Source organism: Burkholderia sp. S171 (assembly GCF_009766085.1).
Lineage (GTDB): Bacteria > Pseudomonadota > Gammaproteobacteria > Burkholderiales > Burkholderiaceae > Caballeronia.
Genome location: NZ_LMUF01000007.1, coordinates 117,049 through 143,362, shown reverse-complemented (window position 1 = coordinate 143,362; position 26,314 = coordinate 117,049). Strand labels below are relative to the sequence as shown.

Annotated in this window: 30 protein-coding genes; 18 read left to right on the top strand and 12 right to left on the bottom strand. The window is 59.1% G+C overall.

The window, feature by feature from the left end:
- Nucleotides 1-47: 47 nt before the first annotated feature.
- From GSQ93_RS03640 to GSQ93_RS03610, 7 genes are all read left to right on the top strand, one after another.
- On the top strand, nt 48-1,583 hold the full coding sequence (locus tag GSQ93_RS03640) for a fumarate hydratase (RefSeq protein WP_158934272.1): 1,536 nt from the start codon (nt 48-50) through the stop codon (nt 1,581-1,583).
- A gap of 217 nt (nt 1,584-1,800) precedes the next feature.
- Nucleotides 1,801-2,277 (top strand): bacterioferritin, encoded by a 477-nt coding sequence (gene bfr, locus GSQ93_RS03635; protein ID WP_158934271.1) that lies wholly within the window; start codon nt 1,801-1,803, stop codon nt 2,275-2,277.
- Nucleotides 2,278-2,290: 13 nt separating this feature from the next.
- Nucleotides 2,291-3,229 carry a glutamate racemase gene (gene murI / locus GSQ93_RS03630; protein WP_158934270.1) on the top strand — a complete coding sequence of 313 codons (939 nt, stop codon included), beginning with the start codon at nt 2,291-2,293 and terminating at the stop codon, nt 3,227-3,229.
- Nucleotides 3,230-3,495: 266 nt separating this feature from the next.
- Complete coding sequence (locus tag GSQ93_RS03625) at nt 3,496-3,732, top strand: bacterioferritin-associated ferredoxin (protein WP_089158865.1); 237 nt, start codon at nt 3,496-3,498, stop codon at nt 3,730-3,732.
- A gap of 362 nt (nt 3,733-4,094) precedes the next feature.
- Complete coding sequence (locus GSQ93_RS03620) at nt 4,095-4,871, top strand: energy transducer TonB (RefSeq protein WP_158934269.1); 777 nt, start codon at nt 4,095-4,097, stop codon at nt 4,869-4,871.
- 83 nt (nt 4,872-4,954) lie between these two features.
- Nucleotides 4,955-5,761, top strand: a complete 807-nt coding sequence (locus GSQ93_RS03615; RefSeq protein WP_158934268.1) for a MotA/TolQ/ExbB proton channel family protein — start codon at nt 4,955-4,957, stop codon at nt 5,759-5,761.
- A 12-nt stretch (nt 5,762-5,773) separates the two neighbouring features.
- Nucleotides 5,774-6,199 carry a biopolymer transporter ExbD gene (locus tag GSQ93_RS03610; protein WP_158934267.1) on the top strand — a complete coding sequence of 142 codons (426 nt, stop codon included), beginning with the start codon at nt 5,774-5,776 and terminating at the stop codon, nt 6,197-6,199.
- Nucleotides 6,200-6,560: 361 nt separating this feature from the next.
- On the opposite strand, the gene GSQ93_RS03605 is transcribed toward GSQ93_RS03610, so the two are convergent.
- A complete protein-coding gene (locus tag GSQ93_RS03605) occupies nt 6,561-7,523 on the bottom strand; it encodes a LysR family transcriptional regulator (RefSeq protein ID WP_158934266.1) in 963 nt (320 codons plus the stop codon).
- Nucleotides 7,524-7,706: 183 nt separating this feature from the next.
- Here GSQ93_RS03605 and GSQ93_RS03600 point away from each other — a divergent pair, with 183 nt between their 5' ends.
- The 4 genes from GSQ93_RS03600 (at nt 7,707) to hemP (ending at nt 10,099) form a co-directional block, all read left to right on the top strand.
- Nucleotides 7,707-8,579, top strand: a complete 873-nt coding sequence (locus GSQ93_RS03600) for a pirin family protein (RefSeq protein WP_158934265.1) — start codon at nt 7,707-7,709, stop codon at nt 8,577-8,579.
- Nucleotides 8,580-8,732: 153 nt separating this feature from the next.
- Nucleotides 8,733-9,143 carry an OsmC family protein gene (locus tag GSQ93_RS03595; protein ID WP_158934264.1) on the top strand — a complete coding sequence of 137 codons (411 nt, stop codon included), beginning with the start codon at nt 8,733-8,735 and terminating at the stop codon, nt 9,141-9,143.
- A gap of 62 nt (nt 9,144-9,205) precedes the next feature.
- Entirely contained in the window at nt 9,206-9,697 is a 492-nt protein-coding gene (locus tag GSQ93_RS03590) for an SRPBCC family protein (RefSeq protein WP_158934263.1), read from the top strand.
- A 132-nt stretch (nt 9,698-9,829) separates the two neighbouring features.
- The gene (hemP, locus tag GSQ93_RS03585; protein WP_158934262.1) at nt 9,830-10,099 is read left to right on the top strand and encodes a hemin uptake protein HemP; all 270 of its coding nucleotides are present in this window, start codon (nt 9,830-9,832) and stop codon (nt 10,097-10,099) included.
- A gap of 310 nt (nt 10,100-10,409) precedes the next feature.
- Here hemP and GSQ93_RS03580 read toward each other — a convergent pair whose 3' ends face one another.
- From GSQ93_RS03580 to uvrB, 6 genes are all read right to left on the bottom strand, one after another.
- Entirely contained in the window at nt 10,410-10,823 is a 414-nt protein-coding gene (locus GSQ93_RS03580) for a heme-binding protein (protein ID WP_158934261.1), read from the bottom strand.
- An 89-nt stretch (nt 10,824-10,912) separates the two neighbouring features.
- Nucleotides 10,913-12,319 (bottom strand): 4Fe-4S binding protein, encoded by a 1,407-nt coding sequence (locus GSQ93_RS03575; RefSeq protein WP_174254578.1) that lies wholly within the window; start codon nt 12,317-12,319, stop codon nt 10,913-10,915.
- Between the two features lie 5 nt (nt 12,320-12,324).
- Complete coding sequence (locus tag GSQ93_RS03570; protein ID WP_158934260.1) at nt 12,325-13,170, bottom strand: FTR1 family protein; 846 nt, start codon at nt 13,168-13,170, stop codon at nt 12,325-12,327.
- An 81-nt stretch (nt 13,171-13,251) separates the two neighbouring features.
- Entirely contained in the window at nt 13,252-13,599 is a 348-nt protein-coding gene (locus GSQ93_RS03565) for a cupredoxin domain-containing protein (RefSeq protein ID WP_158934259.1), read from the bottom strand.
- Between the two features lie 86 nt (nt 13,600-13,685).
- Nucleotides 13,686-14,234, bottom strand: a complete 549-nt coding sequence (locus GSQ93_RS03560) for an iron transporter (protein ID WP_158934258.1) — start codon at nt 14,232-14,234, stop codon at nt 13,686-13,688.
- Nucleotides 14,235-14,548: 314 nt separating this feature from the next.
- On the bottom strand, nt 14,549-16,642 hold the full coding sequence (uvrB, locus tag GSQ93_RS03555) for an excinuclease ABC subunit UvrB (protein ID WP_158934257.1): 2,094 nt from the start codon (nt 16,640-16,642) through the stop codon (nt 14,549-14,551).
- Nucleotides 16,643-17,118: 476 nt separating this feature from the next.
- Between uvrB and GSQ93_RS03550 the strand changes: the two genes are divergently transcribed.
- Nucleotides 17,119-18,318, top strand: coding sequence for an amino acid aminotransferase (locus GSQ93_RS03550; RefSeq protein ID WP_158934256.1), 1,200 nt, complete (start codon nt 17,119-17,121; stop codon nt 18,316-18,318).
- Nucleotides 18,319-18,447: 129 nt separating this feature from the next.
- Here the strand turns inward: GSQ93_RS03550 and GSQ93_RS03545 are convergent, their stop codons facing one another.
- Together GSQ93_RS03545 and GSQ93_RS03540 are read right to left on the bottom strand one after the other, a co-directional pair.
- Entirely contained in the window at nt 18,448-19,743 is a 1,296-nt protein-coding gene (locus GSQ93_RS03545) for a patatin-like phospholipase family protein (RefSeq protein WP_254073733.1), read from the bottom strand.
- Nucleotides 19,744-19,763: 20 nt separating this feature from the next.
- Nucleotides 19,764-20,561, bottom strand: coding sequence for a 3-hydroxybutyrate dehydrogenase (locus tag GSQ93_RS03540; RefSeq protein ID WP_158934255.1), 798 nt, complete (start codon nt 20,559-20,561; stop codon nt 19,764-19,766).
- A 31-nt stretch (nt 20,562-20,592) separates the two neighbouring features.
- Between GSQ93_RS03540 and GSQ93_RS03535 the strand changes: the two genes are divergently transcribed.
- From GSQ93_RS03535 to GSQ93_RS03525, 3 genes are all read left to right on the top strand, one after another.
- Entirely contained in the window at nt 20,593-20,754 is a 162-nt protein-coding gene (locus tag GSQ93_RS03535) for a hypothetical protein (RefSeq protein ID WP_158934254.1), read from the top strand.
- Between the two features lie 52 nt (nt 20,755-20,806).
- Nucleotides 20,807-21,778, top strand: a complete 972-nt coding sequence (locus tag GSQ93_RS03530; RefSeq protein WP_158934253.1) for an aldo/keto reductase — start codon at nt 20,807-20,809, stop codon at nt 21,776-21,778.
- A gap of 158 nt (nt 21,779-21,936) precedes the next feature.
- Nucleotides 21,937-22,782, top strand: a complete 846-nt coding sequence (locus tag GSQ93_RS03525) for a 23S rRNA (adenine(2030)-N(6))-methyltransferase RlmJ (protein WP_158934252.1) — start codon at nt 21,937-21,939, stop codon at nt 22,780-22,782.
- A gap of 21 nt (nt 22,783-22,803) precedes the next feature.
- On the opposite strand, the gene GSQ93_RS03520 is transcribed toward GSQ93_RS03525, so the two are convergent.
- Entirely contained in the window at nt 22,804-23,406 is a 603-nt protein-coding gene (locus tag GSQ93_RS03520; RefSeq protein WP_158934251.1) for a hypothetical protein, read from the bottom strand.
- Between the two features lie 201 nt (nt 23,407-23,607).
- Between GSQ93_RS03520 and GSQ93_RS03515 the strand changes: the two genes are divergently transcribed.
- Complete coding sequence (locus GSQ93_RS03515) at nt 23,608-23,958, top strand: DUF305 domain-containing protein (protein WP_158934601.1); 351 nt, start codon at nt 23,608-23,610, stop codon at nt 23,956-23,958.
- 93 nt (nt 23,959-24,051) lie between these two features.
- Here the strand turns inward: GSQ93_RS03515 and GSQ93_RS03510 are convergent, their stop codons facing one another.
- Together GSQ93_RS03510 and cueR are read right to left on the bottom strand one after the other, a co-directional pair.
- On the bottom strand, nt 24,052-24,198 hold the full coding sequence (locus GSQ93_RS03510) for a DUF3563 family protein (RefSeq protein ID WP_087882081.1): 147 nt from the start codon (nt 24,196-24,198) through the stop codon (nt 24,052-24,054).
- Nucleotides 24,199-24,471: 273 nt separating this feature from the next.
- Complete coding sequence (gene cueR, locus GSQ93_RS03505) at nt 24,472-24,858, bottom strand: Cu(I)-responsive transcriptional regulator (RefSeq protein WP_158934250.1); 387 nt, start codon at nt 24,856-24,858, stop codon at nt 24,472-24,474.
- A 97-nt stretch (nt 24,859-24,955) separates the two neighbouring features.
- On the opposite strand from cueR, the gene GSQ93_RS03500 reads away from it, so the two are divergent.
- Entirely contained in the window at nt 24,956-25,162 is a 207-nt protein-coding gene (locus GSQ93_RS03500) for a cation transporter (protein WP_158934249.1), read from the top strand.
- Nucleotides 25,159-26,085, top strand: a complete 927-nt coding sequence (locus tag GSQ93_RS03495; protein ID WP_158934248.1) for an SDR family oxidoreductase — start codon at nt 25,159-25,161, stop codon at nt 26,083-26,085. Before GSQ93_RS03500 ends, GSQ93_RS03495 begins: the two co-directional genes overlap by 4 nt.
- The last annotated feature ends 229 nt before the right edge of the window (nt 26,086-26,314 follow it).

The following is a 26,314-nucleotide window of genomic DNA, read 5'->3' as shown; positions in this document are numbered from 1 at the left end:
GCCGCAAACAGTCCCGATAACGTCCCGTTCCCACACACGTTCAAGCCATGACCATCATCAAGCAGGAAGACCTGATTCAGAGCATTGCGGATTCGTTGCAGCACATCAGCTATTACCATCCGCTCGACTACATCCAGGCATTGGGCCGCGCATACGAACTCGAAGAGAGTCCGGCCGCGAAAGACGCCATCGCGCAGATCCTGACGAACAGCCGCATGTGCGCGGAAGGTCATCGGCCGATCTGCCAGGACACCGGTATTGTCACGGTGTTCGTGAAGGTGGGCATGGACGTGCGATGGGCGAGTGAGTCAGGTTCGGCCACCATGGGCGTCACCGACATGATCAACGAAGGCGTGCGCCGCGGCTACCTGAATCCGGACAACGTGCTGCGCGCCTCCATCGTGAGCCCGCCCGAAGGCGCGCGCAAAAACACGAAGGACAACACGCCGGCGGTGATCCACTACGAAATCGTCCCCGGCGATAAAGTCGACGTCCAGATCGCGGCCAAAGGCGGCGGCTCGGAGAACAAGACGAAGTTCGCGATGCTGAACCCGTCGGATTCCATCGTCGACTGGGTGCTGAAAACCGTGCCGCTGATGGGCGCCGGATGGTGCCCGCCCGGCATGCTTGGAATCGGCATTGGCGGGACGGCAGAGAAAGCGATGGTCATGGCGAAGGAATCGCTGATGGACGCCATCGATATCCAGGACGTTATTGCGCGTGGACCGCAGGACTGGATCGAAGAATTGCGCGTCGAGTTGCACGAGAAGGTCAACGCGCTGGGTATCGGTGCGCAGGGTTTGGGCGGCCTCGCCACCGTGCTCGATGTGAAGATCATGGCGGCACCCACGCACGCGGCATCGAAACCCATCGCGATCATCCCGAACTGCGCAGCTACGCGCCACGCGCATTTCACGCTTGATGGTTCAGGCGTGGCGAAACTCGACGTCCCTTCGCTCGACGCATGGCCGAAAGTCGAATGGGTCGCGAACACGGAAACGAGCCAGCGCGTGGACCTGAACACGTTGACGAAGGAACAGGTCGCCGCGTGGAAGCCGGGCCAGACGCTGCTGCTCTCGGGCAAGATGCTGACCGGCCGCGACGCTGCGCACAAGCGCATTGCCGACATGCTGGCCAAGGGCGAAAAGCTCCCCGTCGATTTCACGAATCGCGTGATTTATTACGTTGGCCCGGTCGATCCGGTGCGTGAGGAAGTCGTTGGCCCGGCGGGCCCGACCACGGCCACGCGCATGGACAAGTTCACGGACATGATGTTGTCGCAGACCGGCCTGATCTCGATGATCGGCAAGGCAGAGCGCGGCCCGGTTGCCATCGAGGCGATCAAGAAGCACAAGGCCGCCTACATGATGGCCGTGGGCGGCGCGGCATACCTGGTGTCGAAGGCGATTCGCGGCGCGGAGGTCATCGCGTTCGAAGACCTGGGCATGGAAGCCATCTACGAATTCGATGTGCAGGATATGCCGGTAACCGTCGCCGTTGATTCGACCGGAACCTCTGTTCACCAGACGGGACCGAAAGAATGGCAAGCGAAAATCGGCAAGATTCCGGTCGCGACGGTTTAAACTAGCGCCTTAGCAAAACGAGCTAAAAAGAGCCGGGCCACGCGCCCGGCTCTTTCATTTTCGGGCTGTTGTGAAGAGAACTGTTTGCATTCTCATTCCACTCGCGTAAATACGAAAATCCCCGCTCAATAGCGGAGAAAACACCATTTTTCATCTTGGCTTTTTAAACTTGAGCGGTTATGTTTGAAAAGCTGAAACGCCCACACAAGGAACAAATATGCAAGGCGATATCAAAGTCCTCGAATACCTCAACCAGCAGCTGAAGAACGAGCTGACTGCGATCAACCAGTACTTCCTGCATGCACGCATGTACAAGCACTGGGGGCTGGAGAAGCTTGGCAAGCACGAGTACGACGAGTCGATCGGCGAAATGAAGCATGCCGACTGGCTGATCCAGCGTATTTTCATGCTCGACGGCCTGCCGAACCTGCAGGACCTGCACAAGCTGCTGATTGGTGAAGAGACCGAAGAAATCCTGAAGTGCGACTTGAAGCTCGAACAGATTTCGCAGAGCACGTGCAAGGAAGCGATCGCGTATTGCGAATCGGTTCGCGATTTCATCTCGCGTGAAATTTTTGTGAAGATTCTCGACGATACGGAAGAGCATATCGATTGGCTGGAAACGCAGATCGATCTGGTGGCGAAGGTCGGCATCCAGAACTATCAGCAAACCATGATGGGCGAGAACGAGTAAACTTCCGGCCACCATGCCCTTTGATGCCCTTCGTTCAGCGGCTCGCTCCGCTGTCAGTTCCGCTGTGAGCTCCTCTCCCGAGGCGCTCGGTTCGAACGCGCCCGTTGCTATTTTCGATTCGGGCCTCGGCGGTTTGTCCGTGTTGCGCGCGGTACGTGCCGCCTTGCCGGACGAACGGCTGATCTACGTGGCGGATTCGCTGTACGCCCCGTACGGCGAACGCGATGACGACTTTATCGCCGACCGGACGCTCGCGATCGGCGAATGGCTGGTGTCGCAGGGCGCGAAGACGCTGGTGGTTGCGTGCAACACGGCGACCTCGCAGTCCATCGCTCAAACCCGTGAACGCTTGCCCATTCCCGTGATCGGCGTGGAGCCGGGCATCAAGCCAGCGGCGCTTACGTCGCAAACGCGCGTGGTGGGCGTACTGGCAACAGCCGTCACGTTACGCAGCGCGCGCTTTCAAGCGCTGGCTGAGCGCCATACGAGTGACTGCCACTTCATCCTGCAGCCGGGGCACGGCCTCGTGCAGGCGGTGGAACGCTGCGACACGAACTCACCTGAACTCGTTGCCCTGCTGCGAAGCTATGTGCAACCCATGCTCGACGCCAACGCCGACACACTGGTGCTCGGCTGCACGCACTACCCCTTCCTTGATCAGGCTATCCGCTCCATTTCCGGCGACCGGCTCACGCTGATCGACACCAGTATCGCGATTGCGCGGCAACTCGAACGGCAACTGGATTCTTTTGGACTGCGTGCAGCACCCGTGCAGGATCAGGCTCACGTTCAAGCTCAAGCTCAGGCAATCGAATTGCCGCGCTTTTACTCCACCAGCGACGGCCACGCTCTGCGACAACTCGCCGCGTCGCTGCTCGGACTGGACGTGACCGTCGAACGCGTCGTGATCCCCTCACGACGCACGCTGGCACTGGAATCCGATCCGGTCTGAGACCGCGGCTCCAGGCGACTTCGAACGATTCCGAGCCGCACCACCCTCTCTCCAAGCCATAAAAACCTGCTTTAGCGGCTCAAAAGCCCTTTCGAGCGTCCGGTTTTCAGTTTTTTACATCAACATGGCACCTTGCGCGGCAAGGCTCTCCGCCCCGTCCCTTTTTTCCATCCGCCGCACCCCGAAAAAAACTGTTCACCCCTATTGCCAACCTTCGCATAAGGAATGATAATAATTCGCATTAACGTTAGCTATCGCGGTTAATCATGATCGTCTGTGTGTGCAAGTCAGTGTCGGACAGAAAGATTCGCGCCTCGATTGCGGATGGCGTCGCTACGTTCGACGAACTGCAATTCGAACTGGGTGTTGCCATGTGCTGCGGCAAATGCGAAGAAACCGTGCGCGACGTCATGTTGCAAAGCGGTTGCGCGTCGCATTGCGGCAGTCGTGGCGATCAGCATCAGGCCGTACCGCTCACGTTCTACGAACGCAAGGCCGCGTAAGCACGCTACAGGTCAACGGCGAATCGTCTGGTGCTTGATCACCACGAATGCTGACCATGAATGCTGCCGTGTTAATGCAATGACTATGCGGCCACTCCGAGGCGCGGTTTTCAAGCCGATCGTCACGGCCGCTAGCGTTGCCAGATGTAAATCGCAGTCCCCGCTTCTCCGCCCGCAAGCCAGGTCACATTGAGCCAGCCCGCCAACCCCCATCCAAGGAGGGAATGATGGAATTGCTGATCGGTTTCGTGACCACGCTGTTTATTTCTCTGCTCATCTTTCGAAAATGAAGTCCTCCAGTCTTACATGCTGCATGGGCTTTCGCCGTTCGTACGGCGTCGCCGCCGTTCAACCACGCTGATATGCCGTCTCCCCTGATCTCGCCCGCCAATTCGGCAGCGGCGCTTAACGCTCACTCCTCCCGTTCGATCGAATCCTCAGGTTTCAATCCGCGCGTGATTGCCGCGAGTGTTGCCGTGGCGGCGATTCACGTGGGCCTGTTGGCTGTCGTGCTCACCCTGCGTAACGAGCCGCCGCCGCGCCCGATCGAATCGAAGACAATCACGGCCGAACTGATCAGCCCCGCGCCGCCGCAACCGCTTGCAGCGCCTGTGGCCATTCAGTCGACGCCCGTTCCTCCGCCGCCGAAACCGGTTCCACCGAAACCGCAACTGAAGCCCAAGCCCGTCGTTCAGCCGCGCGTGAAGGCCGCACCAACGCCGTTGCCGGAAACCACGGCGCCGTCGCCTGTGGCGGCAGCCGCGCCTGCGCCCGCTCCCGCTCCGCCCACGCCGCCGGTTGCGGCAGCGCCGGCCGCCGCGGCGCCGGCCATCGGGCGTCCGACCATGGAGCTGAACGCGCCGAAGGACGTCGCTCATCTCGAGTGCAACATCGCGATGCCGGACTATCCGGCGTTATCGCGGCGTCGGGGGGAATCGGGGACGGCGCTGGTGAAGTTTGTCGTGGGGCTGACGGGGAAGATCGAGAACATCGAACTGAAGAAGAGCAGCGGTTCGTCGCGACTCGATGACGCCGCGCTCGATGCCATGCGCTCAAGCGCATGCAAGCCCTACAAGGAAAATGGCGTGGCGATCCGCGCTGCATATTCCCAGCCGTTCGTATTTGGGTTGAACGACTAGCGCCACAGTCGGGACCGATCCAACGAACGCTGAATAACACCAAAAAAATTCGACCTAATTTCTAGATATCTACAGGAACTGCAATGCAAAACTACGGCTTGGCGCATGTCTGGGCGCAAGGGGATTTCGTCACGCGGGGTATCGCGCTCGCGCTGGCGATCATGTCGATCCTGTCGTGGACAGTGATTTTGGTGAAGGGCCTGAACGTGGTGCGCCTGAAGCGCCTCACGAAGAACGCGGAGCTGGCGTTCTGGCATTCGGACGATTTCGCCGACGGCATCAAGAAGCTGAGCAGCCATTCCTCGAACGCGCAGGACAATCCGTTCCTCGCGCTCGCCCTCTCCGGGCAGGATGCAGCCGATCACCATCATCAGACGCAACCGCATCTGCACGACCGCATGGACGTGTCGGACTGGATCACGCGCTGCCTGAAGGACACCATGGATGAAGGCGTCGGACGCATGCAAGCGGGGCTCGCCGTGCTTGCATCGATCGGCAGCACGGCGCCGTTCGTCGGCTTGTTCGGCACGGTGTGGGGCATTTATCACGCGCTGTTGACCATTGGCGCAACGGGTCAAACGTCGATCGATCAAGTCGCAGGACCGGTCGGCGAGTCGCTGATCATGACGGCGTTCGGCCTGTTCGTCGCGATTCCGGCCGTGCTCGGCTACAACGCACTGACGCGCGGGAACAAGACTATTGTCACTAAGCTGAACCGTTTTGCGCATGGACTGCACGCGTTCTTCGTGACGGGCACCAAGCTCGCGTCCAGCAAGCGCGGAGACGGCCTGCGCCTGGCCACGCAGTACGCTGCGAGCACCGCGACGGTGGCGGCTGCCGGATCTGCGTCTGCGTCTGGATCCAAGCAGCCTGCATCGCGTGTGAGCTAAGGGGACGTCGCCATGGCCATGAGCCCTTTCTCCAGTGACGAGGACGACGGCATGATGAGCGAGATCAACATGACGCCGCTCGTCGACGTCATGTTGGTTCTCCTGATCATTTTTCTCGTCACTATTCCCGCGATTAACCATGCGGTGAAAATCGACTTGCCGAAGGCGAGCAGCCAGCCGCAGGACACGAAACCGGCGCACGTGGACGTTGCCGTCGAAGCGGACGGCACGGTGCTCTGGAACGACCAGAAGGTCGACGATACCGCGCTGGCATCGCGCATAGCCGATGCCTCGAAGCAGACGCCGCAACCGGAATTGCGTTTGCGCGCGGACCGCAAGGTGCCGTATGAGCGTGTCGCCGATGTCATGTCGGCCGCGCAAGGCGGCGGGTTATCGAAGATAGGGTTTGTCACCGAGCCGAAGGCCGGCGGCAAGTAACGCATCCCGACGGACGCGTTTGCATCGCTTAAAAAAACCACAAAGGAAAAGGCCTTCATCGCAATGATGAAGGCCTTTTTTTGTGTGCGCGCCGGCACATTCGGGCTAGCGGTTACTTTGGCGTCGAGACATTCGAATCCGCAGTATCGCTGCATGCGACAGCCGTGCTCGACACGGACAGCGCTATTAGCCCTATCAGGCCTACTATAAAAGTGGCCGTGAGTTTTCGCATAAGCAGCTCCTTAGCGAAGAGATTCCAATATAGCGCCCGAGCACAGCACGTTCAAGCCGGCGCCGATTGAATCTGACCATCGCAAGCGCCCGCTTCAATGTCAGAAACTTGCGGCTGCGCCGAGATTAGTCACACTGTTTCGCGAGCAGGCTCCGTGGTGAGAGGACATTCTCCCGGGAAGCGATTGCTGTCATTGATCGACTCGACAAGAAAATCGACGAAGGCGCGAATTGCCGGCACCATGCCCTGCCGCGATAAAAACACCGCATAGAGCTGCGGTGTCGGAAAAGTCCAGCCGGGCATCACCGGCGACATTTGTCCGGTCCGCAGCGCCGCGCCGTACATCATCTCCGGCAACGCCGCGATACCCACACCCCGCAGCACCGCTTCCCGGATCATGCCGAGGTCCGCGGTCACAAGGCGCGGTTCGTGCTCGAATTCGTGACGCGTGCCGTCTGGCGCGATCAGGCGAAAGACGTGGCGGCCATCGGTGGCCGGGACATCGATGGTATCGAACTGGGCGAGCTCCGACGGCGTGAGCGGCGGCGCGTTCGGCTTGAGCAGCGAGGGCGCGGCCACCAGCATCTGTTCCGTGCGCCACAGCGGGCGCGCGACGATTGTCGAATTGACCGGTGGCTCCGAGCGCACGCGCAATGCGACGTCAATAGCGTCTTCGAACAAATCGATCACGCGGTTCGTCACGCTCAGGATGACGCGAACCTCGGGGTATCGATGCAGGAAATCAGGCATCACCTCCGACAAGAACGTCTGCGCGATCGTCACCGGCACGCTAACCCGCACACTGCCGCGCGGTGAATCGCGCAAGCTATGCACGATATCGACAGCGGCTTGGGCTTCGGCGAGCATCGCCTTGCAATGCTGGTAGAAGAGTTGGCCAGCCTCGGTCAGTGCGAGTTTTCGCGTGGACCGCTGCATCAGACGCACGCCGAGCGACGTCTCAAGCTCGGACACGCGCCGCGACAAACGCGACTTGGAGATACCCAATACCCGCTCCGCCGCTGAGAAACCGCCGTGCTCGACAACGTACGAAAAATACATCAGATCATTGAGGTCATGCGAATCAGGTTTCATGCGGCCAGGGCGCTCATTGGTGTTTTCGTTGGAATCTCGTTGTTCTACAGGTGGGACAATCCATTGCGGTTTGACGGCTTTTTCTGCGAAATAGCGTCCATATAATAGCGCTATGTTTTAAATTTGGCGCTAATGCCTCACCCGTTGCATCGGCCACGCTGGCCCGACCCAAGCGAGGACAAAATGGAAAGCACACGCAGTATCGAACGCACGATTGCCGCGCTCCGCACCGTCGAAGGCGGCGGTTTTGTCGTACATCGCCCGTTCCCGACGCGGCTCTTGATGGATTTTGATCCTTTCCTGCTCCTCGATGAAATGGGTCCCGTCGACTACGCGCCCGGCGAGGCGAAAGGCGCGCCGGATCATCCGCACCGCGGCTTCGAAACCGTGACGTACGTGCTTGAGGGCCAGTTCGGCCACAAGGATTCGGCCGGGCATTCCGGCACACTGCGCCAGGGCGACGTGCAATGGATGACGGCCGGCGCGGGCGTAGTGCACAGCGAAATGCCCGATCCCGAATTCACCCGAACTGGCGGCCGCGTGCATGGCTTGCAGCTCTGGGTGAACCTGCCCAGGCGCGACAAGATGATCGCGCCGCATTATCAGGAAATCGCGTCGGAGCGGATTCCGGTCGCCACCAGCGATGACGGCCGCGTGCGCGTGAAGGTCATCGCGGGTGAAGCGCTTGGCGTTAAGGCAGCAATCGAAACGCGTACGCCCATTCTTTACCAGCATTTTTCGCTGCAACCGGGCGCGTCGATCGTGCATCCGGTGCCACGGGATTTTCGAGTGTTCGGTTATGCGTTGTCGGGGAACGGTCTGTACGGCGAGGCGAAGCAAGCCGTGCAGGCGCAGCAGATGGTCGTGTTTGCGGACGATGGCGATACGGTCACGTTCGCCGCCGGCGACGAGCCGCTTGAACTGCTGCTGATCGGTGGTGTGCCGCTGAAGGAACCCGTGGTCCGCTACGGCCCGTTCGTGATGAACACGGAGGAAGAGATCCGCCAGGCCGTGGTCGATTACCAGGCGGGACGCATGGGGTCGATCAACCACTAGACTGGCCCAAGCCTTCGAGCGCCCCGACCGTGCATGTTTCACCGGCGCGGCACGAATGACACTATTTGCGTCACAATAGTCGTTCGTGCCGCGCCGTTTTTTATCGTCTGCGTTTTTTCCTGCACTGCCCATCTGCTAACTCTGGAGTACCGCATGTCCGAAAAGTTTGTGACGCCGTCTGTCAGCGCCCGCATCGGTGCAACGGCTTTTCAGGTTTCGCTGAGCGACGGCCAGCATGACTGGATCGCCGACGAACCGTCAACACTCGGTGGCGCAGATACCGGCCCAACGCCCCACAGCTTGCTACTGTCGAGCCTGGGCGCGTGTACGTCGATCACGCTGAAGATGTACGCGAAGCACAAGGGATGGCCGCTCGAAGCGGTGCACGTGACGCTCACGCTGGACATCACGCCCGAAGGCACGGTGATCGACCGCCAGATCCTCTTGACCGGCGAATTGGATGGCACCCAGCGGGAACGGCTTTTGCAAATTGCGAATGCGTGTCCCGTGCACAAGATTCTCAGCGGCGCGATCATGATTCATTCGGGCCTGACGCCTGCGTAAGCGGGCTACAACGCGGACTACGCGATCGCTCACTCATCGAACAACCCAAGGAAACTGTCGTTTTGAATTTCGAACACCTCATCCAGATCAACGACCCGCTCAATCCATTCGTGGAATCGATGACCCGCGAACAGGTCTGGCACGGACTCGTGCTGCGTGCGGAACAGCCGCAATTGTTCGTGATCGGCCTAGACCGCTGCGTGATCCTGTCGCGTGCCGGCGATGTGCTCGAACGCGAACTGCACTACGGTCAGGCCGTCGTGCGTGACCGCGTAACGCTGATTCCCGAAGCCAGTGTTCGCTACGACATCCTGCCGACCGCCGAATACGTGGGCGGCTCGCTGACCATGGCAATCGAGCAACCGGACGAGCTCCAGTTGTTCCTGCGTTTCACCTACGCCACCACCCTGCCCGTCGCCGACGATCCAAACGCCAGCCCCGACGCACTTCAGACGCAGGAGATTGTGAAGTCTGCGTATCGGGAAGCGGATATCGACACCGTCCGGCTGATCCGGCAATTCGCTCACAGCAATCTCGAAGGCCCGCTGCACTGAGGCGCCACACCGTTTCGATAGCCAGACAGCCAATGACTATCGAAACGTGTGATCGATGAATACTTCGTTGTTGTAAATGGGAATGGTTATCATTAAGATTACTCCATCGACTCAACGAACGGACTCTTCGACATGACCGACCTCCTGCGCTCCAACACGCTTCGGCTACGTCGTCCCGTCGAACGCTCCGCGGCAGCCACTATCTCACGGCCCCGGACGGCAGCTGTCACGACCGCGCGCCCTGCGCCGTCGGGCAGCGTGTCGGAAAGCGGCGAGCGTTCCGATCGATCACTGCGCAGCGACACGTTGCTGCAAGGTCATAGCCACATCAGCATCATGCATAACGGTGAAACCTATCAGTTGCGCGCCACGCGACTGGGCAAGCTGATTCTCACCAAGTAACGCGCAGGAGCACATCGACACGCAGGACGGGATTTCAGTACCGGGTATTGTGGGGACCACCTCTTCGAGAGGTGTTTGGCACTAGCCAGCAATGACGGCTTGCACGCGAGAATTTAGACCCCTTCGTGCAAACACCAGCCAGTCGTCGATAGCCAGCGAAGCCGCTTTTTTTGGTTCCCATCGTGTGCTTTGAACAGCACCATTTGATAAGCAAAAAGCACGTTTTCTCGCGAAAACGTGCTTTTTTTGTTTAGGCCGACCAGTTTGATCGTCGCGAAGCAAAGCTGCTCCGAAGAACGCGTCAGAAACCTTAAACGCTTTCGATCCCCAACGCCGCGATACCCGCTCGCGCCACTGCCGCATCCTGGTCCGACTTCACGCCCGAGACGCCCACCGCGCCGACAATATCCGTACCCACCACGATCGGCACCCCGCCTTCCAGCATGGCAGTCATCGGGGCGCTCAAGAACGCCGTGCGGCCTTGCTTGATCATGTCTTCATACACTTTCGTTTCGCGCCGTCCAAGCGCAGCGGTACGCGCCTTGCCCGCGGACATCTCTGCCGTGCTTGCGCCTGCGCCCTCAAGCCTATGCAGGTGAAGCAGATGGCCGCCGTCATCGACGACAGCAATTGCTACGCACCACTTGTTCGCCAATGCATGCGCTTCAGCCGCGGCCGCGATGGTTTTTACGTCCGCGTCGGTCAATACGGGTTTTGTTCTCATTCTCGTCACCTGTTGTTGGAGGATAGTCGTTGCGTTGATAAAGGGATTGGCCCCGCGATTAGCTCGCGACTGGCGCGATACCCGCAACGTTACCGCGAAAAGCCCCAGAACATCAGGTACCAGGCGCTATCTACCACGGCGAGAGCGGCGATAAACCACAGCATCGCAACGCTTTGCGAGACAAAACGCCCAGTTGCATACCGGCCGATGACGCGCCAGGCGAGCCACGCGCTCCACAGGTTCGCAACGCCGAGCAAGCCCAGGCGCACATCGGTCACCCACCAGAGCGGCAGATGTTCAGCGCGCAGCAATGACACGGTAGTCGCCGATAAACCCAGGAACACGCCGCATCCTGCCACGGGTATCAGCGCCTGCGTCAGGTGATGCAGGCGAGTGAAACTGAAACGCCCGAGCATGCGGGTTCCAACGGCCAGCAAGGCCAGAAGCGCCGTGCCATAAACGAGCCCCGTGACCACGATATAACCCACGACCATCCCGCCGTCGAGCCACGAGAAAACATCGTTTTGTTCGGGATAATGCGTGAAGAGGAACCAGGGCGCGTTTGTATCGAGCGGCCAGAGGATGTTGTGATCGATCAGCCACGACGCAAAGATCTGCTTCAAGTCGACGAACCACGTGCTCACGGTCCAGTGGAACGCGCCAATAGCGATGCCCAGCAAGCCGTACAGAATCAGCGCGGTGTCCCACGGATTCGCTTGTTTATCGCCGAGTTGCACGACTTCGGCCGAAGGCGAGCGCCACTCGAGCGAAATAGCGTCCCGATGACCGCTGCAACGGCCGCACATGTGGCAGTCCGACGCGCCTTTCATGGCGCGCAGCGGCACGAGCGGCGCGCAGTTGACCGGGATCACGCGATGCCCGTGCTCGCCCTCTTTATACGAGCGGCGCCACGCGTCCTCGTTGACCTTGAAGTGGAAGGGCGCGAGCCGTGCCAGAAGGGAAAATACCCCGTTCACGGGGCAGAGATACTTGCACCACACGCGTTTCTCGCGCCCATACAGCACGCCAACAATCATGGCGCCGACCGTCGAGCCCCCTAGTACCAACAACACGGCTTTCGGATACTGATAAACGCTGACCATCTGACCATAGATGGTGGTGATGCCGAACGCAACGAACGGCCAGCCGCCCCAGCGCAACCAGCGTGGAATCGCCCAGCCGCGGCCGAACTTGCTCGCAAACTCGGTCAGTGCGCCTTCGGGACACAGCACGCCGCACCACACGCGGCCGAGCATCACCATGGAAAGCAGCACGAACGGCCACCAGATACCCCAGAACACAAACTGCGCAGCCAGCGTGAGGTTGGTCCAGAGATGCGCGGTACCGTCCGGCAGCGGCAAGACGGCTGGAACCAGAATCAGAAACGCATACACGGCAACCACGACCCACTGAATGCCGCGGATCAGGCTGCCATGTTGTTGCATCCATTGCCCGGCTTGCTGCAGCCGGCCGGGCCGATTCATCGCGTCGCTCATGCCGCTCATGCCACCCTTCGCGCCGATTTTTGCGCCATCCGGTTTTTCGATCGACGCAGCAGCAGGAAGATCACCGCCCAGTACACCGCGTACGCAATCAGGTTCATGCCGGCCGGATGCGCGCGATAACCCGTGAGCGTGGCGACCAGCGAGCCAAAGGTGCTGGAGTCATCGAGCAGCCAGGACGTGTCCCACACCTGATTCATGACGACAGGCAGGATCTCCTTATCGATGAGTTTATCGACACCCGTTTGAAACAAGCCCGCCGCGAGGAACAACAACATGATTTCCGTCACGCGGAAAAAGAGCCGCCACGAGAAAATCTTGCCGCCAAGCTGCAGGAGATAAAACGTCAGAAACGCCAGCGCCAGACCAATCGCGACCGCCAGATACTGCATGGGATCGACGTGGCCCGACTGGCCGAAGCCGAGGCCGTACAGGAAAATCACGGTCTCGCTGCCTTCACGCGCAATCGCAAGCGCGACCAGCAAGGTCACGCCCCACCAGTTCGCGTCCTGCTTGCTCTTTTGCAGCGATGCTTCCATGTCGCGTTTCATTGACCGCCCGTGGTGCTTCATCCACAGCACCATTTGCACGATCAGTACGCACGCCACCAGGACCATGCCGGTCTGGAAATAATCCTGTGCATCACCGGATAACTCTTCGGTGAAACCGACCAGCGCCGCGCCCAGCGCCACTGCCGCCAGCAACCCCGCCGCCACACCCGCCCACAAATACGGTATGCCGCGACGCGCATCGGCATCGCCATTTTTCAGCCATGCATACAGGATGCCGACGACCAGCAGCGCCTCGACACTCTCCCGCCACACGATGAAAAGAACCTGACCCATCACTTATCCCCCGCTCTTGCAGGCCGAAGCAGGTTGCGCGTGACGCTGAACGGACAGCACGCAAACCGGCCCGGCGTGACCTTACTTCGCGACGATGACGCCTTGCGCCGATTGATGAAAATCGTCGAAGAATTTGTACTCACCCTTCTCCAGCGGCGCAATCACGACGAAGGAATCGGCGCCCGGCGCGAGCACTTTTTCCTTGCGCAACTGGATGCTTTCGAATTCAGCCGCACCTTTGCCGATGTTGTGCACTTCGATCTTGATGCGCTGCCCCGCCGGCACTTCAATACGCGTGGGATTGAGCTTGCCGTCGTTCATTTCCAGCTTGAAGGTCGGCAGGTCGGCGGCTTGCGCTGCCGCGGCACTGGCGAACCATCCAGCCGCCAAGGCTAGCGAGGCGGCGATCAACTTGGTTTTGCGTTGCATGCATGCTTCCTGGCTGCGACGCCCGGCGCGACGTTTCGCTTCGTTTTCACGTCATGTCACGGTTGCCGGACGCCTGACTCGACTACTCAGTAACCACCCTTCTTGCCGATGCCGGCAAACGGGAAATCGTATTCGATCGTGTAGGGCTTGAACCACGGACCCACGCCGGTTTCCTTGTCGACGTGACGGCCGAACGCCATGTGGCCGGTTTGCATCGGCGGCGCGATGTTGAGTTTCAGGTGGTATTTGCCCGGGCCGAACAGCTTCACGTTGTCGCCGTAGTGCGGGCCGTCGCTCGCGACCATGCCCATCATGTCGCCCTTGATGGTTTGCGTCGTGCCGACCTTGGTCAGCTCGTACGTCACTTGCAGGTAAGGCATCCAGTCGCCTTCCGCGAAGCCGTTTGGATTGTTCTTCACGGCGTGGATGTCGGCTTCGAGGTGCACGTCGGAATCCGAGGCTTTGCGCATCATGCCTTCCGGTTCCATGGTGATCGGCTGCAGGTACACCGCGCCAACTTCCATGCCGTTCTCGATATGCTGCTTGCCGATCGGATATTCGGCAGCCGATGCCGACGCCATTGCCGCAAGCGCGACTGCGGCTACCGCGCCGCGTGCAAAAGTTGAAACCTGCATCCGTCACTCCTTCTTGTTATTGATCGGTGATGCGCTGCGTGCGCTCGCTCCAATCCGGTCAGTTCATCGATCAATTTGACGTCGATGATAGGAAATCGCAATGAGAACGTAACCAACAACGTTAATACGAACCATTCTCAATGGGTGTGGAGTTTAGCACTGATCGGAGGACGGAACAATTTGATGGAAATCAACAAGCCTTGTGCGTGTTGGGTTGTTGAGAGGGCGGGACGTTCTTACGGCGAAATTTCGGGCAAAAAAAACGCGGCGAACCCGTTTGGGTTGCCGCGTTCCCTGCCCTGAATCCCTTACGTTTAGCTGATGCCCGTAATGTGGTCACCCACATTCGCGCCGAACACGCGCTGCCTCAGAAGCGACAGTTGGTCGCGGGTTTGCGCAGCTTTTTCGAATTCAAGATTTTTCGCGTGATCCATCATCTGCTTTTCGAGCCGCTTGATTTCCTTCGATATCTGCTTTTCAGACATGTCCTCGAACTTCGCGCGGGTCTGGGCTTCCTTCAGCTCGGCGCGGGCATCGTCGGCGTTATAAACACCGTCGATAATGTCCTTGATCCGCTTGGTCACGCCACGCGGCGTAATGCCCATCGCGAGATTGTGCGCAATCTGCTTTGTGCGGCGCCGTTCGGTCTCGCCGATCGCACGTTTCATTGAGTCCGTGACTTTGTCGCCGTAGAGAATCGCCTTGCCGTTCACGTTACGGGCAGCCCGGCCGATCGTCTGGATCAGCGAACGTTCCGCGCGCAGGAAACCTTCCTTGTCGGCGTCGAGGATCGCGACCAGCGACACTTCCGGGATATCCAGCCCTTCTCGCAGCAAGTTGATCCCGACCAGCACGTCGAACGTGCCGAGACGCAGATCGCGGATGATTTCCACGCGCTCGACCGTGTCAATGTCGCTATGCAGGTAGCGCACTTTCACGCCGTGATCCGCGAGAAACTCGGTCAGTTGTTCAGCCATGCGCTTGGTCAGCACCGTCACCAGCACACGCTCGTGCACCTTGACGCGCGCATTGATCTCGCCGAGCACGTCGTCCACTTGCGAGCGTGCCGGACGCACTTCAATATCGGGATCGACCAGACCGGTCGGCCGCACAAGCTGTTCGGCCACCTGCCCCGCCGTGCGGTTTTCGTAATCGGCCGGCGTGGCTGAAACGAAGATCGCCTGGCGCATCTTGCGTTCGAATTCGTTGAACTTGAGCGGCCGGTTGTCCAGCGCCGACGGCATCCGGAAACCGTAATCGACGAGATTCTCCTTGCGCGCCCGGTCGCCGTTGTACATGCCGTTCAACTGGCCGATCAGCACATGCGACTCGTCGAGCAACATCAGCGCGTCGGGCGGCAAGTAATCGACGAGCGTTGGCGGCGGCTCGCCCGGCGCCGCGCCGGAAAAATGCCGCGAATAGTTCTCGATGCCTTTGCAGAAACCCAGCTCCTGCAGCATTTCCAGATCGAAACGCGTGCGCTGTTCCAGCCGTTGCGCCTCAACCAGCTTGCCGTCCTTATGGAAGAACTCGAGCCGCTCGCGCAACTCCAGCTTGATTGTCTCGATGGCGCGCATGACCGTGTCGCGCGGCGTCACATAGTGAGACGACGGATAAACGGTGAAACGCGGAATCTTGTTGCGCACGCGGCCAGTGAGCGGGTCGAAGAGTTGCATCGACTCAATTTCGTCGTCGAACAGCTCTACGCGCACGGCCATTTCGGCGTGCTCCGCCGGGAAGATGTCGATGGTGTCGCCCCGCACGCGAAATGTCCCGCGTGAAAAATCGGCTTCGTTGCGGCTGTACTGCATCGCGATCAGGCGCGCGATGATGTCGCGCTGCCCCATCTTGTCGCCAGTGCGCAGCGTCAGAATCATCTTGTGATATTCCGACGGATTGCCGATACCGTAGATTGCCGATACCGTCGCCACGATCACCACATCACGCCGCTCGAGCAGGCTTTTAGTCGCCGAGAGCCGCATTTGCTCGATGTGTTCGTTGATCGACGAGTCCTTCTCGATAAACAGATCGCGCTGCGGAACGTAGGCTTCCGGCTGGTAGTAATCGTAGTAAGAAACGAAGTACTCAACGGCATTGCGAGGAAAAAACTCACGAAATTCCGCGTAGAGCTGCGCGGCGAGTGTCTTGTTCGGCGCGAACACAATGGCAGGGCGGCCCATACGCGCAATCACGTTCGCCATGGTGAACGTCTTGCCCGAGCCCGTTACGCCAAGCAGTGTCTGGAACGACAAACCGTCCTCGATCCCTTCCACAAGCGTTGCGATCGCCGTGGGCTGGTCGCCCGCGGGTGAATAGGGTTGATAAAGCTGGAACGGAGAGCCTTCGAACCGGACGAATTTGGATTCGTCGAGGGTTTCGGCAGTTTCGAGTAGCGGGGTATCGGACATGAGGATGAAGTGCCTTGGCCGAGAGCAAACACCCATTCTAGCGGTTCGCGCTGGAGCGGGTTTGGACGGCGGATGAGGATTGTCAGAAGAGGTTCGGGCGATTTGCGCCAAGCTTTCGCAGAATGCCCAATGTTTCCAAGATGGGGCAGCACGGCGAAATCGCAAGTGATTGTTTTGGTTAGTGAAAGCTTGAGGACAATATTCCGTCACGCGGTGGCTCGTCGTGCTGATTTTCGTAAAAACCCAGAAAATTGCCCGAAAAAAATAGCCAAAACCCGCGTTTCTTCCATTTCGTCAGGCCGAAAAGCAGCGGCCGATTCGTTACAATGCCGAACTGGGGTTTTCATCGATGGGGACGGAGTTTTGTTGGCTCCTGTTGGCTCCTTGAGGTCCGGTTTGCACCGCTTTCTGCGGTTGAACAGCCGATTTCCCATCCCGATCGCCCGTGCCGCCTTATCCACTACCGCCGATAAATCATGTCTCTTTTCTCAGCCGTCGAGCTTGCCCCCCGTGACCCCATTTTGGGCCTGAACGAAGCCTTCAACGCCGATCCGCGCACGACCAAGGTCAATCTCGGCGTGGGCGTGTATTTCAACGAAGAAGGCAAGATTCCGCTCCTGCGCGCCGTTCGCGAAGCCGAAAAAGCGCGCACGGAACTCGCCGCGCCGCGTGGTTATCTGCCCATTGAAGGCATTGCCGCTTATGACGCAGCCGTGCAAAAGCTGCTGCTCGGCAATGATTCACAACTGATCGCTGACGGCCGCGTGATCACGGCTCAGGCACTCGGTGGAACGGGCGCGCTCAAGATTGGCGCCGACTTCCTGAAACGGCTGAATCCCACGGGCAAAATCGCCATCAGCGACCCGAGCTGGGAAAACCACCGCGCGTTGTTCGAATACGCGGGTTTCGACGTGGTGAACTACCCTTACTACGACGCAGCCACGCACGGCGTGAAGTTCGACGCCATGCTGGAAGCATTCAACAACTACCCGGCGGGAACGGTCGTCGTGCTGCACGCGTGCTGCCATAACCCGACCGGCGTCGACCTGACCCCGGCGCAATGGCAACAGGTCGTGGAAACGGTCAAGGCACGCTCGCTGGTACCGTTCCTCGATATCGCTTATCAGGGCTTTGGCGAGAACATCGACGCTGACGCTGCGGCCGTACGCCTGTTCGCCAAAGCGGATATCAACGTATTCGTGTCGTCGTCATTCTCCAAATCGTTCTCGCTGTATGGTGAGCGCGTGGGCGCACTGTCGATCATCACGAGCTCCAAGGAAGAAGCCACGCGCGTGCTGTCGCAACTCAAGCGCGTGATTCGCACGAACTATTCGAATCCGCCGACGCACGGTGGTTCGGTTGTCGCTGCGGTGCTCGCATCGCCCGAATTGCGCGCCACGTGGGAACAGGAACTCGGCGAAATGCGCGACCGCATTCGCGCGATGCGCAACGGCCTGGTCGAGCACATCAAGGCAGCGGGCGTGGAGCGCGACTTCAGCTTCGTGAACCAGCAGCGCGGCATGTTTTCGTACTCGGGCCTGACCTCGGCGCAAGTCGATCGCCTGCGAGAGGAATTCGGGATCTACGCCGTCAGCACGGGCCGCATCTGCGTGGCCGCGCTGAATACGCGCAATCTTGAAGTGGTGGCCAACGCCATTGCGACCGTGCTGAAGTAAGTTTGCTTTGGGTGTTCTAAAAACGGCGCTCCGTGTGAGCGCCGTTTTTTTTGAGGTCGCGGGTGTGTTGCAAACACTTTACCGGCCACGAATCCACTCTTGCGCCCTCTCGATAAGCTTGACGCCCGATCAACGCTCGTCGCGATGAATGTCGTGCGTGATGAAACCTGCATCGTTGTTCGGCATGTCGAGCCAGTTCCGATGCGTGAGCGTGCCGCGAATGTCCGACAAGCCGCTTTCCCAATGCTCGCGCATGGTCGACAGCCCAAACTGAAAGTCCTTGTAGTTCCCTTCGTACTCCTTGTGCCTATATATGAGGTGAATCACGTTAAACCGCTTCGAGCACGCAAGTTCCTCCGCCGTCTTGCACCACGGGTCGCTGTTGCGGATATCCACCGGCACTTTGTCCAGCACTTCCCTCAATACGTTGCGAAACCGCTGTGAGCGCTGCAAGGTGTCAGTAACAAGCCGCGTCCGGCTGGAGTACTGAATGTCCTTGACGCGTCCCATCACATCGACAATGCTGTCCGGCACCGGCCCGCGCGCGCTCCACAAATCGACTTGGAACGCGAGCGTGTCCCGACGCGGCGTAGCATGGACGATCTCGTACAGCGGCGTATTGGACATCAGGCCACCGTCCCAGAAATACTCGCCATCGATCTCGACGGCCGCAAAACCCGGCGGCAACGCCCCCGACGCCATGAAATGCTCCGCGCGCAACTTCATGCGAGTGTTGTCGAAATACGCGAAATTGCCGGTAGCAACGTTCACCGCGCCCACCGATACATGGGTCTCACGCGAATTGATCCGATCGAAATCGCAGAACTGTTCGAGCGTTCCCTTGAGTGGAAGTGTGTCATAGAAGCTCGCCGTGCCCGGCTCTCCCGCAGCCAACGGTGACGGCGGCGGAAACCGCGGAACGAAAAATCCTCTCTGTCCTTCGACCAAGGCACTCGTGGCCTGCATCGCGGTGAAAGCCTTGCGGATCTCGTCAGTGGAATTGAAGAACGCGTGTTCTATGAAAGCGGGCAACGGCGGCATGAAGGCTGGCTGGCAGATCGTCTCCCAAAACTCGAGCAGACGCGGCACGCGATCCTCGGGCGCGTTCCCCGCGATGATCGCCGTGTTCAACGCGCCAATGGAAATCCCGGCAACCCAGTTCGGATGGATGCCAGCCTCGTTCAACCCCTGATATACGCCAGCTTGATAAGCACCGAGCGCCCCACCGCCCTGCAACATCAACGCGATAGTTTCATAAGGCGGCAACTTGATGCGCTTGTCCGTTTCAGGACCGCCCAAGGCAAATGCCTCGGACGGTTCGCCAAGGTCGAGCGACGTCATCTTGCGAGGCTCCTTCGCCGCCTTCGCCCGTTTCGTTCCTGTCGTGTCATTGAGTCTTCGCGCACTGCCCGTTCGCTCTACCATCGAAACTCCTGTTTGAAGCCTTACTGCATGAACCAGCCGTGGCTGACCACGACCGATTGGCCCGTGAGGGCGGCCGTGGGGAAAGCTGCCAGGAACAGAACCGTTTGGGCCACGTCTTCCACCGTTGTGAAGACGCCGTCGACCGTACCACCCAGCATTACGTTCTTAACCACGTCTTCTTCGCTGATACCAAGTTCCTTAGCCTGCTCAGGAATCTGCTTGTCGACCAGCGGCGTACGCACGAAACCAGGGCACACCACATGCGAGCGCACGTGATGCTTCGCGCCCTCCTTCGCCAATACACGCGCTAGTCCGAGCAACGCGTGCTTGGCCGTGACATACGCGGACTTGAGCGCCGACGCCTCGTGCGAATGCACCGATCCCATATAGATCACGACACCACCGCGATCGTCCTTGTACATATGCTGGAGCGCAGCTTTCGTGGTCAGGAACGCCCCGTCGACGTGAATGGCCTGCATCTTCTTCCAGTCGGAATACGCGTAGTTTTCGATCGGATTGACGATCTGCACACCGGCGTTCGACACAAGGATATCGACCGAGCCGAACTCCGCCGCCACCCGATCGATACCCGTATTCACCGCCTGCTCATCGGTAACGTCCATGACCACGCCTAATGCTCGGCCGCCCTGCGACCTGATCTGCTCCGCCACGGCGTTAGCGGCGTCCTGGTTCAAATCAGCGATGGCGACCGCTGCGCCCGCCTCGGCCAGAGTCAGGGCAATTTGCTTACCGATCCCGCTCGCCGCGCCCGTGACCACCGCCACCTTGCCCGCCAGACTCGTATTCAGTGATGTCATTTGCCACCCCTCCTCTGTTCAGGTTCGAACTATGAAACCACGCAACGCGGCGCCGATCAACCTCGATAAATGTCATAGGCCGTTTGGTCAGGTATCCGACGCCACCGCGCCGGGTTATTGTTCGATCACAAATGCAATGAACGCAAAGCTCGGCAAGCTGGGCATCGCCGCGCGAATCCTGAAATCGGATTAAGCTTTGAAACCCGCCTGGTGCAACTGAAACCCAAAAACTGGAGATCATGAACATGAACTATCGTCGGCTAGGACGTTCCGGCCTGCAGGTCAGCGAATTGTCGATCGGCTCGTGGGTAACCTACGGGACGCAGGTCGACCATCGCGCGGCGCGCGAGTCGCTCGCTGCCGCCCGCGATCACGGCGTAAATTTCTTCGATAACGCCGAGGTCTACTCCAAAGGCAAGTCCGAAGAAATCATGGGCCGTGCGTTGAAGGAGCTCGCGTGGCCGCGAGTCAGCTACGTGGTGTCGACCAAGTTTTTCTTTGGCATCAACGAAGGACCAAACCAGCAGCAAACGCTCAGCCGCAAGTACCTGCATAACGCCATAGACGGCTCGCTTGCGCGTCTGCAACTCGATTACGTCGACCTCGTGTTTTGCCATCGGCCCGATCCGCATACGCCGATCGAGGAAACCGTGTGGGCAATGAGCGACATCATCGCGCGAGGCAAAGCGTTGTATTGGGGCACATCGGAATGGAGCGCCGACGAAATTCGCACCGCGTATGACATTGCCGAGCGGCATCATCTGCACAAACCCGTAATGGAGCAGCCCGAGTACAACCTGCTGCATCGCAAGCGGGTCGAGAACGAATACAAGCGCCTCTATGAAGACATTGGACTGGGTCTGACAACCTGGAGCCCACTCGCTTCGGGGCTGCTCACCGGCAAGTATCGCGATGGTGCTCCGTCGGATAGCCGCGCGCAGCTTCAAGGTTACGAATGGTTGGCCAAGAAGCTGACTGACAAGGGCGCGAATAACATTGTCGGGCGCCTCGCGGAAGTGTCCGACCAGCTGGGCTGCTCGCTGGCACAGCTTTCACTCGCTTGGATTTTGCTGAATCCGAATGTCAGTACAGTGATTACGGGCGCATCGCGGGTCGAGCAGATTCACGAGAACATGAAGGCCATCGACGTCGTGCAAAAGATCACGCCGGAGATCAAGCAGCGCATTGAAGAAATCGTGGGCGACGCGTTTGTCTGACGCTTGATCTTGGACAGGCAGGGTCGTCGGCTACAATAACGACCCTGCCGCGTGTGCCTTGTAGTGCCGCGGCGCGCTTTTGCATCTTGGCGCTTAGGCACTTTCTTCGTCCGTCTGGCTCAGGACGCGCTCATTCTCGTCTTGCTCACTCATTTGCCATGCTTAGTTACCGACACGCCTTTCACGCAGGCAACCACGCAGACGTGCTGAAACACGCGGTCGTCGTGCAGTTGCTGCAACACCTTGCCCAAAAGGACAAGGCGTTCTGGTATATCGACACCCACGCGGGCGCCGGCGTTTATTCTCTGACCGATGGCTTCGCGACCAAGACGGGCGAGTTTGAAACAGGCATTGCCAAGATTTGGACCAAGCGCGATTTGCCGGGCTTGCTCAAGGATTACGTCAAAGAAGTCAAAGCGCTGAATGCAGACGGCTCGCTGCAGTTCTATCCCGGCTCGCCCTATCTCGCATGGCGGGTAATGCGCGAGCAGGACCGCATGCGGTTGTTTGAGCTGCATTCCACCGAAATCGACGTGCTGCGCCATAATTTCCGCGATGCAGGCCGGCGTGCAGTGCTCTTCGAAGGCGATGGTTTTGAGGGCATCATCAAGCTGTTACCACCACCGCCGCGTCGCGCGCTTGTCCTGATCGATCCGTCGTACGAAGACAAACGAGACTACGCGCGCACGTTGAACTGCCTTGAGGAAAGCCTGAAGCGCTTTGCGACCGGCACTTATGCAATCTGGTATCCGCAAGTGACCCGGCTGGAGTCCCAGCGTTTCGCCGATCAATTAAAGCGTGTGCAACCCAAGAATTGGCTGCATGCGTCATTGACCGTGAGCAAGCCGCCCGTCGACGGCTTTGGCCTGTTCGGGAGTGGCATGTTTATCGTGAATCCACCATATACGCTCGCGGCTGAATTGAAAGAGACGCTGCCGTATCTCGTCGACGCACTCGGTCAGGACAGCAAGGCGGCGTTCAAACTCGAACATCGCGGCGACTGAAAACGTCTGTACCCCTCGCCGTTAATCAAGCGACGTGGAAACCACGCCGGTTACGGTATGCCGGTCCGACGATCGGGTTGGCACGGTCGGCGCGGGGCTCGGGGTCGCGATGGATCGAGGCGTTGCGATGGGTATCGGCGTGATGATGGGAGGCTGGCCCGGAGATTGTCTCGCTTGCGGCACTGCCGGCTGCATCGAAGTGGGGGCTTGGGTTTGAGTGCCGGTAGGCACTCCGTAAGAAGCGCCGGAATGTGGCGACGAAGTACGTGGTCGATGCTGGTAATTGGAAGACGACGGCTGCGAGCCCGTTGCTGCTCCATACCCCTGCCCTGCACGATTCCCACCCTGCTGAAGGTCGATGTAAGGCGAAACGATGATCGTCTGCTGATCTTGCTGCGGCAATTCGGGCAACGTGGCCGTCGGACGCGCTGGCACGATGCCAGAACCAGTGAGCGGCCCCGTCTGCAAAACGGTGCCCCCTGCGCCACTATGAATCCCTGCCTGCGTATCCAGAATGAGCGGCTGGCCACCTGCCTGTCCGGCTGCGTTGAATGTCGTCAACCCCGAAACAAGCCATAGCGCCGCGGTCGCCACATATTTGACAGGTCGAAGTTCTGGACTCATACCGCCCCCTTAGCGAATGAATGACAACCGACACGCATATCGGGCCGATTCAGTTCATATCATACAAAAGCGCTTTACCTTACCGCGATGGCAAGCTTTAAGCTAGCTCTCCCGAAAGTCGATATTCAAGGAGATTCGATGACGTTCCCGAAAACCTTTCTCGCTGGCGCAGCCGCGTTTGCAGTCTCAATCGTTGTCTCGATGCCCGCTGCGTTTGCCCAGACGCCGGCATCCTCAGCATCGATGGCGGGCATGGACATGTCAGCCGCCAGCGGCAGCCAAGGAGATTCTGCGTCGACGAAGGAGTTCCAGGCAGCCGATCATTCGATGATGTCCAGCATGTCCGGTGTCGAATACACCGGTGACGCCGATCATGATTTTGTAGCGCACATGATCCCGCATCACGAAGGCGCGGTCGCGATGGCAAAGATCGAGTTGAAGTACGGCAAGGACGCCAAGTTGCGGGCCTTGGCAAAGGAGATCATCGCTTCGCAGGACAAGGAAATTGCGTTCATGAAGCGATGGCTCGCGACGCATCCTCAGAAAAAGTGAGCGACGTGGCCTGATCGGCGAAAGGTGCCCGGAAATGACAAAGCCCCGCATGCGGGGCTTGTTCAATTTTCGACCGGGCGTTTTCAGCTGAAATTACAGCGAGTAGCCTTCGGTTTCCAACGAGCGGATACGCTTTTCGAGCTGGACGATATCCGACGATTGCGCCAGATATTCTTCGCGACGATTACGTTCGGCGGTTTCAAACCAGATGCTGACTTTTTCGAGCAAGAATGCAAACATGATTATTTCTCCAAGGATTTCAAATGAATCCCCGGCGGTTCGGGTCAGGGATATCCCTCGAAAGGGTTAACCCGGATTATAGACGAACCGTGCCGCAGGTGTTAGTGAAATGCCTGCATTGGGTGCATTCTTTTTTGGAATGGTGCATGCACCGCCTCGGAACAAGTAGTTGATTTCTCTACTCTTCTCGGGAATTTTCAACCCGGCCCTTTTATTTCGCACATTTATTGTGCACAAGTAAGATGAACGGTTTACCAATATGCACCAACACGATCACTCTGCCAGCCTTTCCAGAATAGGGCAATCGGGCCGTCCGTCACCGTGGCAATTAACCGCCAAATGAGCGAGCGTGTCCCGCATATCCGTGAGCTCCGCGATCCGCCTGTCGAGCTCCGCGACATGCTCCAGCGCGATCGCCTTGACCTCTGCACTGGCACGCTGCCGGTCCTGCCACAAAGCCAGGAGCTTGCGAATATCGTCGACCAGAAAGCCCAGCCGGCGTGCTTGCCGAACGAAGCGTAGTGCATGGACCTCCTGGGACCCGTACATGCGGTACCCAGATGTTGTCCGGTCCACCGGTGGCAAGAGGCCAACGCTCTCGTAATACCGGATCATCTTGGCCGTCACCCCAGACGCGCGAGCCGCTTCGCCAATGTTCATCGCCGATACTCCTAAAATTTTCCATAGACTCTACACCTTCCAACGATAGGAACGTATAGCATGGTTCGCTCTTACAAAAACCAGGCAAGGAATTGATATGGCTGAATTCAAGGTGGAAGGCATGAGCTGCCAGCATTGCGTCGCCGCCGTCACGCGCTCCATCCACGAAATCGATGCCGCCGCGCAAGTTCAAGTGGATCTCGAGCACGGACGTGTAGTGGTGGCATCGACCGAAACTATCGATGCGCTCAAGGAAGCGATCGATGAAGCGGGTTACACAGTTGTATCGGCGACCGCCGCATGACTCGCGGGCCGCACTTTAAGGTTGCGTTGATTGGCGCGTCCGGGTTGCTTGGACGCGCCGTTTCAAATGAACTAGCCTCGATAACCCGGTGGCAGGTGGTGCGAACAGCTTTTCGTCATGGGGACGCGAGTACTATCACGCTCGATATCCTCGATGAAGGCGCTGTTCGGGAGTTCATTGTTGACCAGGTGCCTGACGCGATCATTGTGGCTGCGGCCGAGCGACGTCCGGACGTTTGTGAGAATGACCCGATGCTCGCACGAGCGTTGAATGTCGACGCGTTAGGCTCTATCGCGAGCGCCGCACATGAAATCGGTTCGTGGATCCTCTCAATCTCGACCGACTATGTCTTCGATGGCACACGACCGCCCTATCATCCGGACGATGCACCGAATCCTCTTAACGCCTATGGCCGCAGCAAGCTTGACGGAGAGCGAGCGCTGCTGCGAGGCGGTGCGCGGTCCTGCGTGCTGCGTTTGCCGCTCCTGTACGGTCCGGTGATCGACCGGGGTGAGTCAGCAGTGACGAGCTTGACGCCAGCGATCGTGGAATCGGCTCGAGGGATAGCGCCCGCGCTAATGGACGCTTGGGCGACGCGCTACCCCACCTTCACGCCCGACGTGGCGGTTGTGATCCGGCAGTTGCTGGAACGTCACGAAATTGGCGAAGCGGTAACGGGCGTTCAGCACTGGTCCGGTAATGAGCCAATGACAAAGTTCGACATTGCGCAGCGGATCGCGCAAGTGCTGAACATTGATGCCCGTATCACGGCACAGCACACGCCGACCGATACTACGCCTCGACCGCGGAACTGCCATCTGGCATCGGATGCGTTGGAGGTTTTGAAGATCGGGCAACGAACGCCTTTCGATACCGCAATCCGCACGGTGCTGCAAAACTGGCCCTGGCCAACCAGCCTGTGAGAGGCCGTCAAATTCGGGCGTAGCAGACCAAGTGACGCCCGAATTCAACGCACTGTCGAGTTGGCACTTGGTCGATTGACGAATACTCAAGGACGACTAGGGCTGTCTGTTTTGAAGTCAGCCTGAGATATCGGTCTCCTCGCCCGGTTGAGTAAGCTTGTAGGCTGACTGAAGAGCCCGTGGTCATCTTGAGCGAGCGATTGGAACGTGGAGAACAGTCTGAAACGGC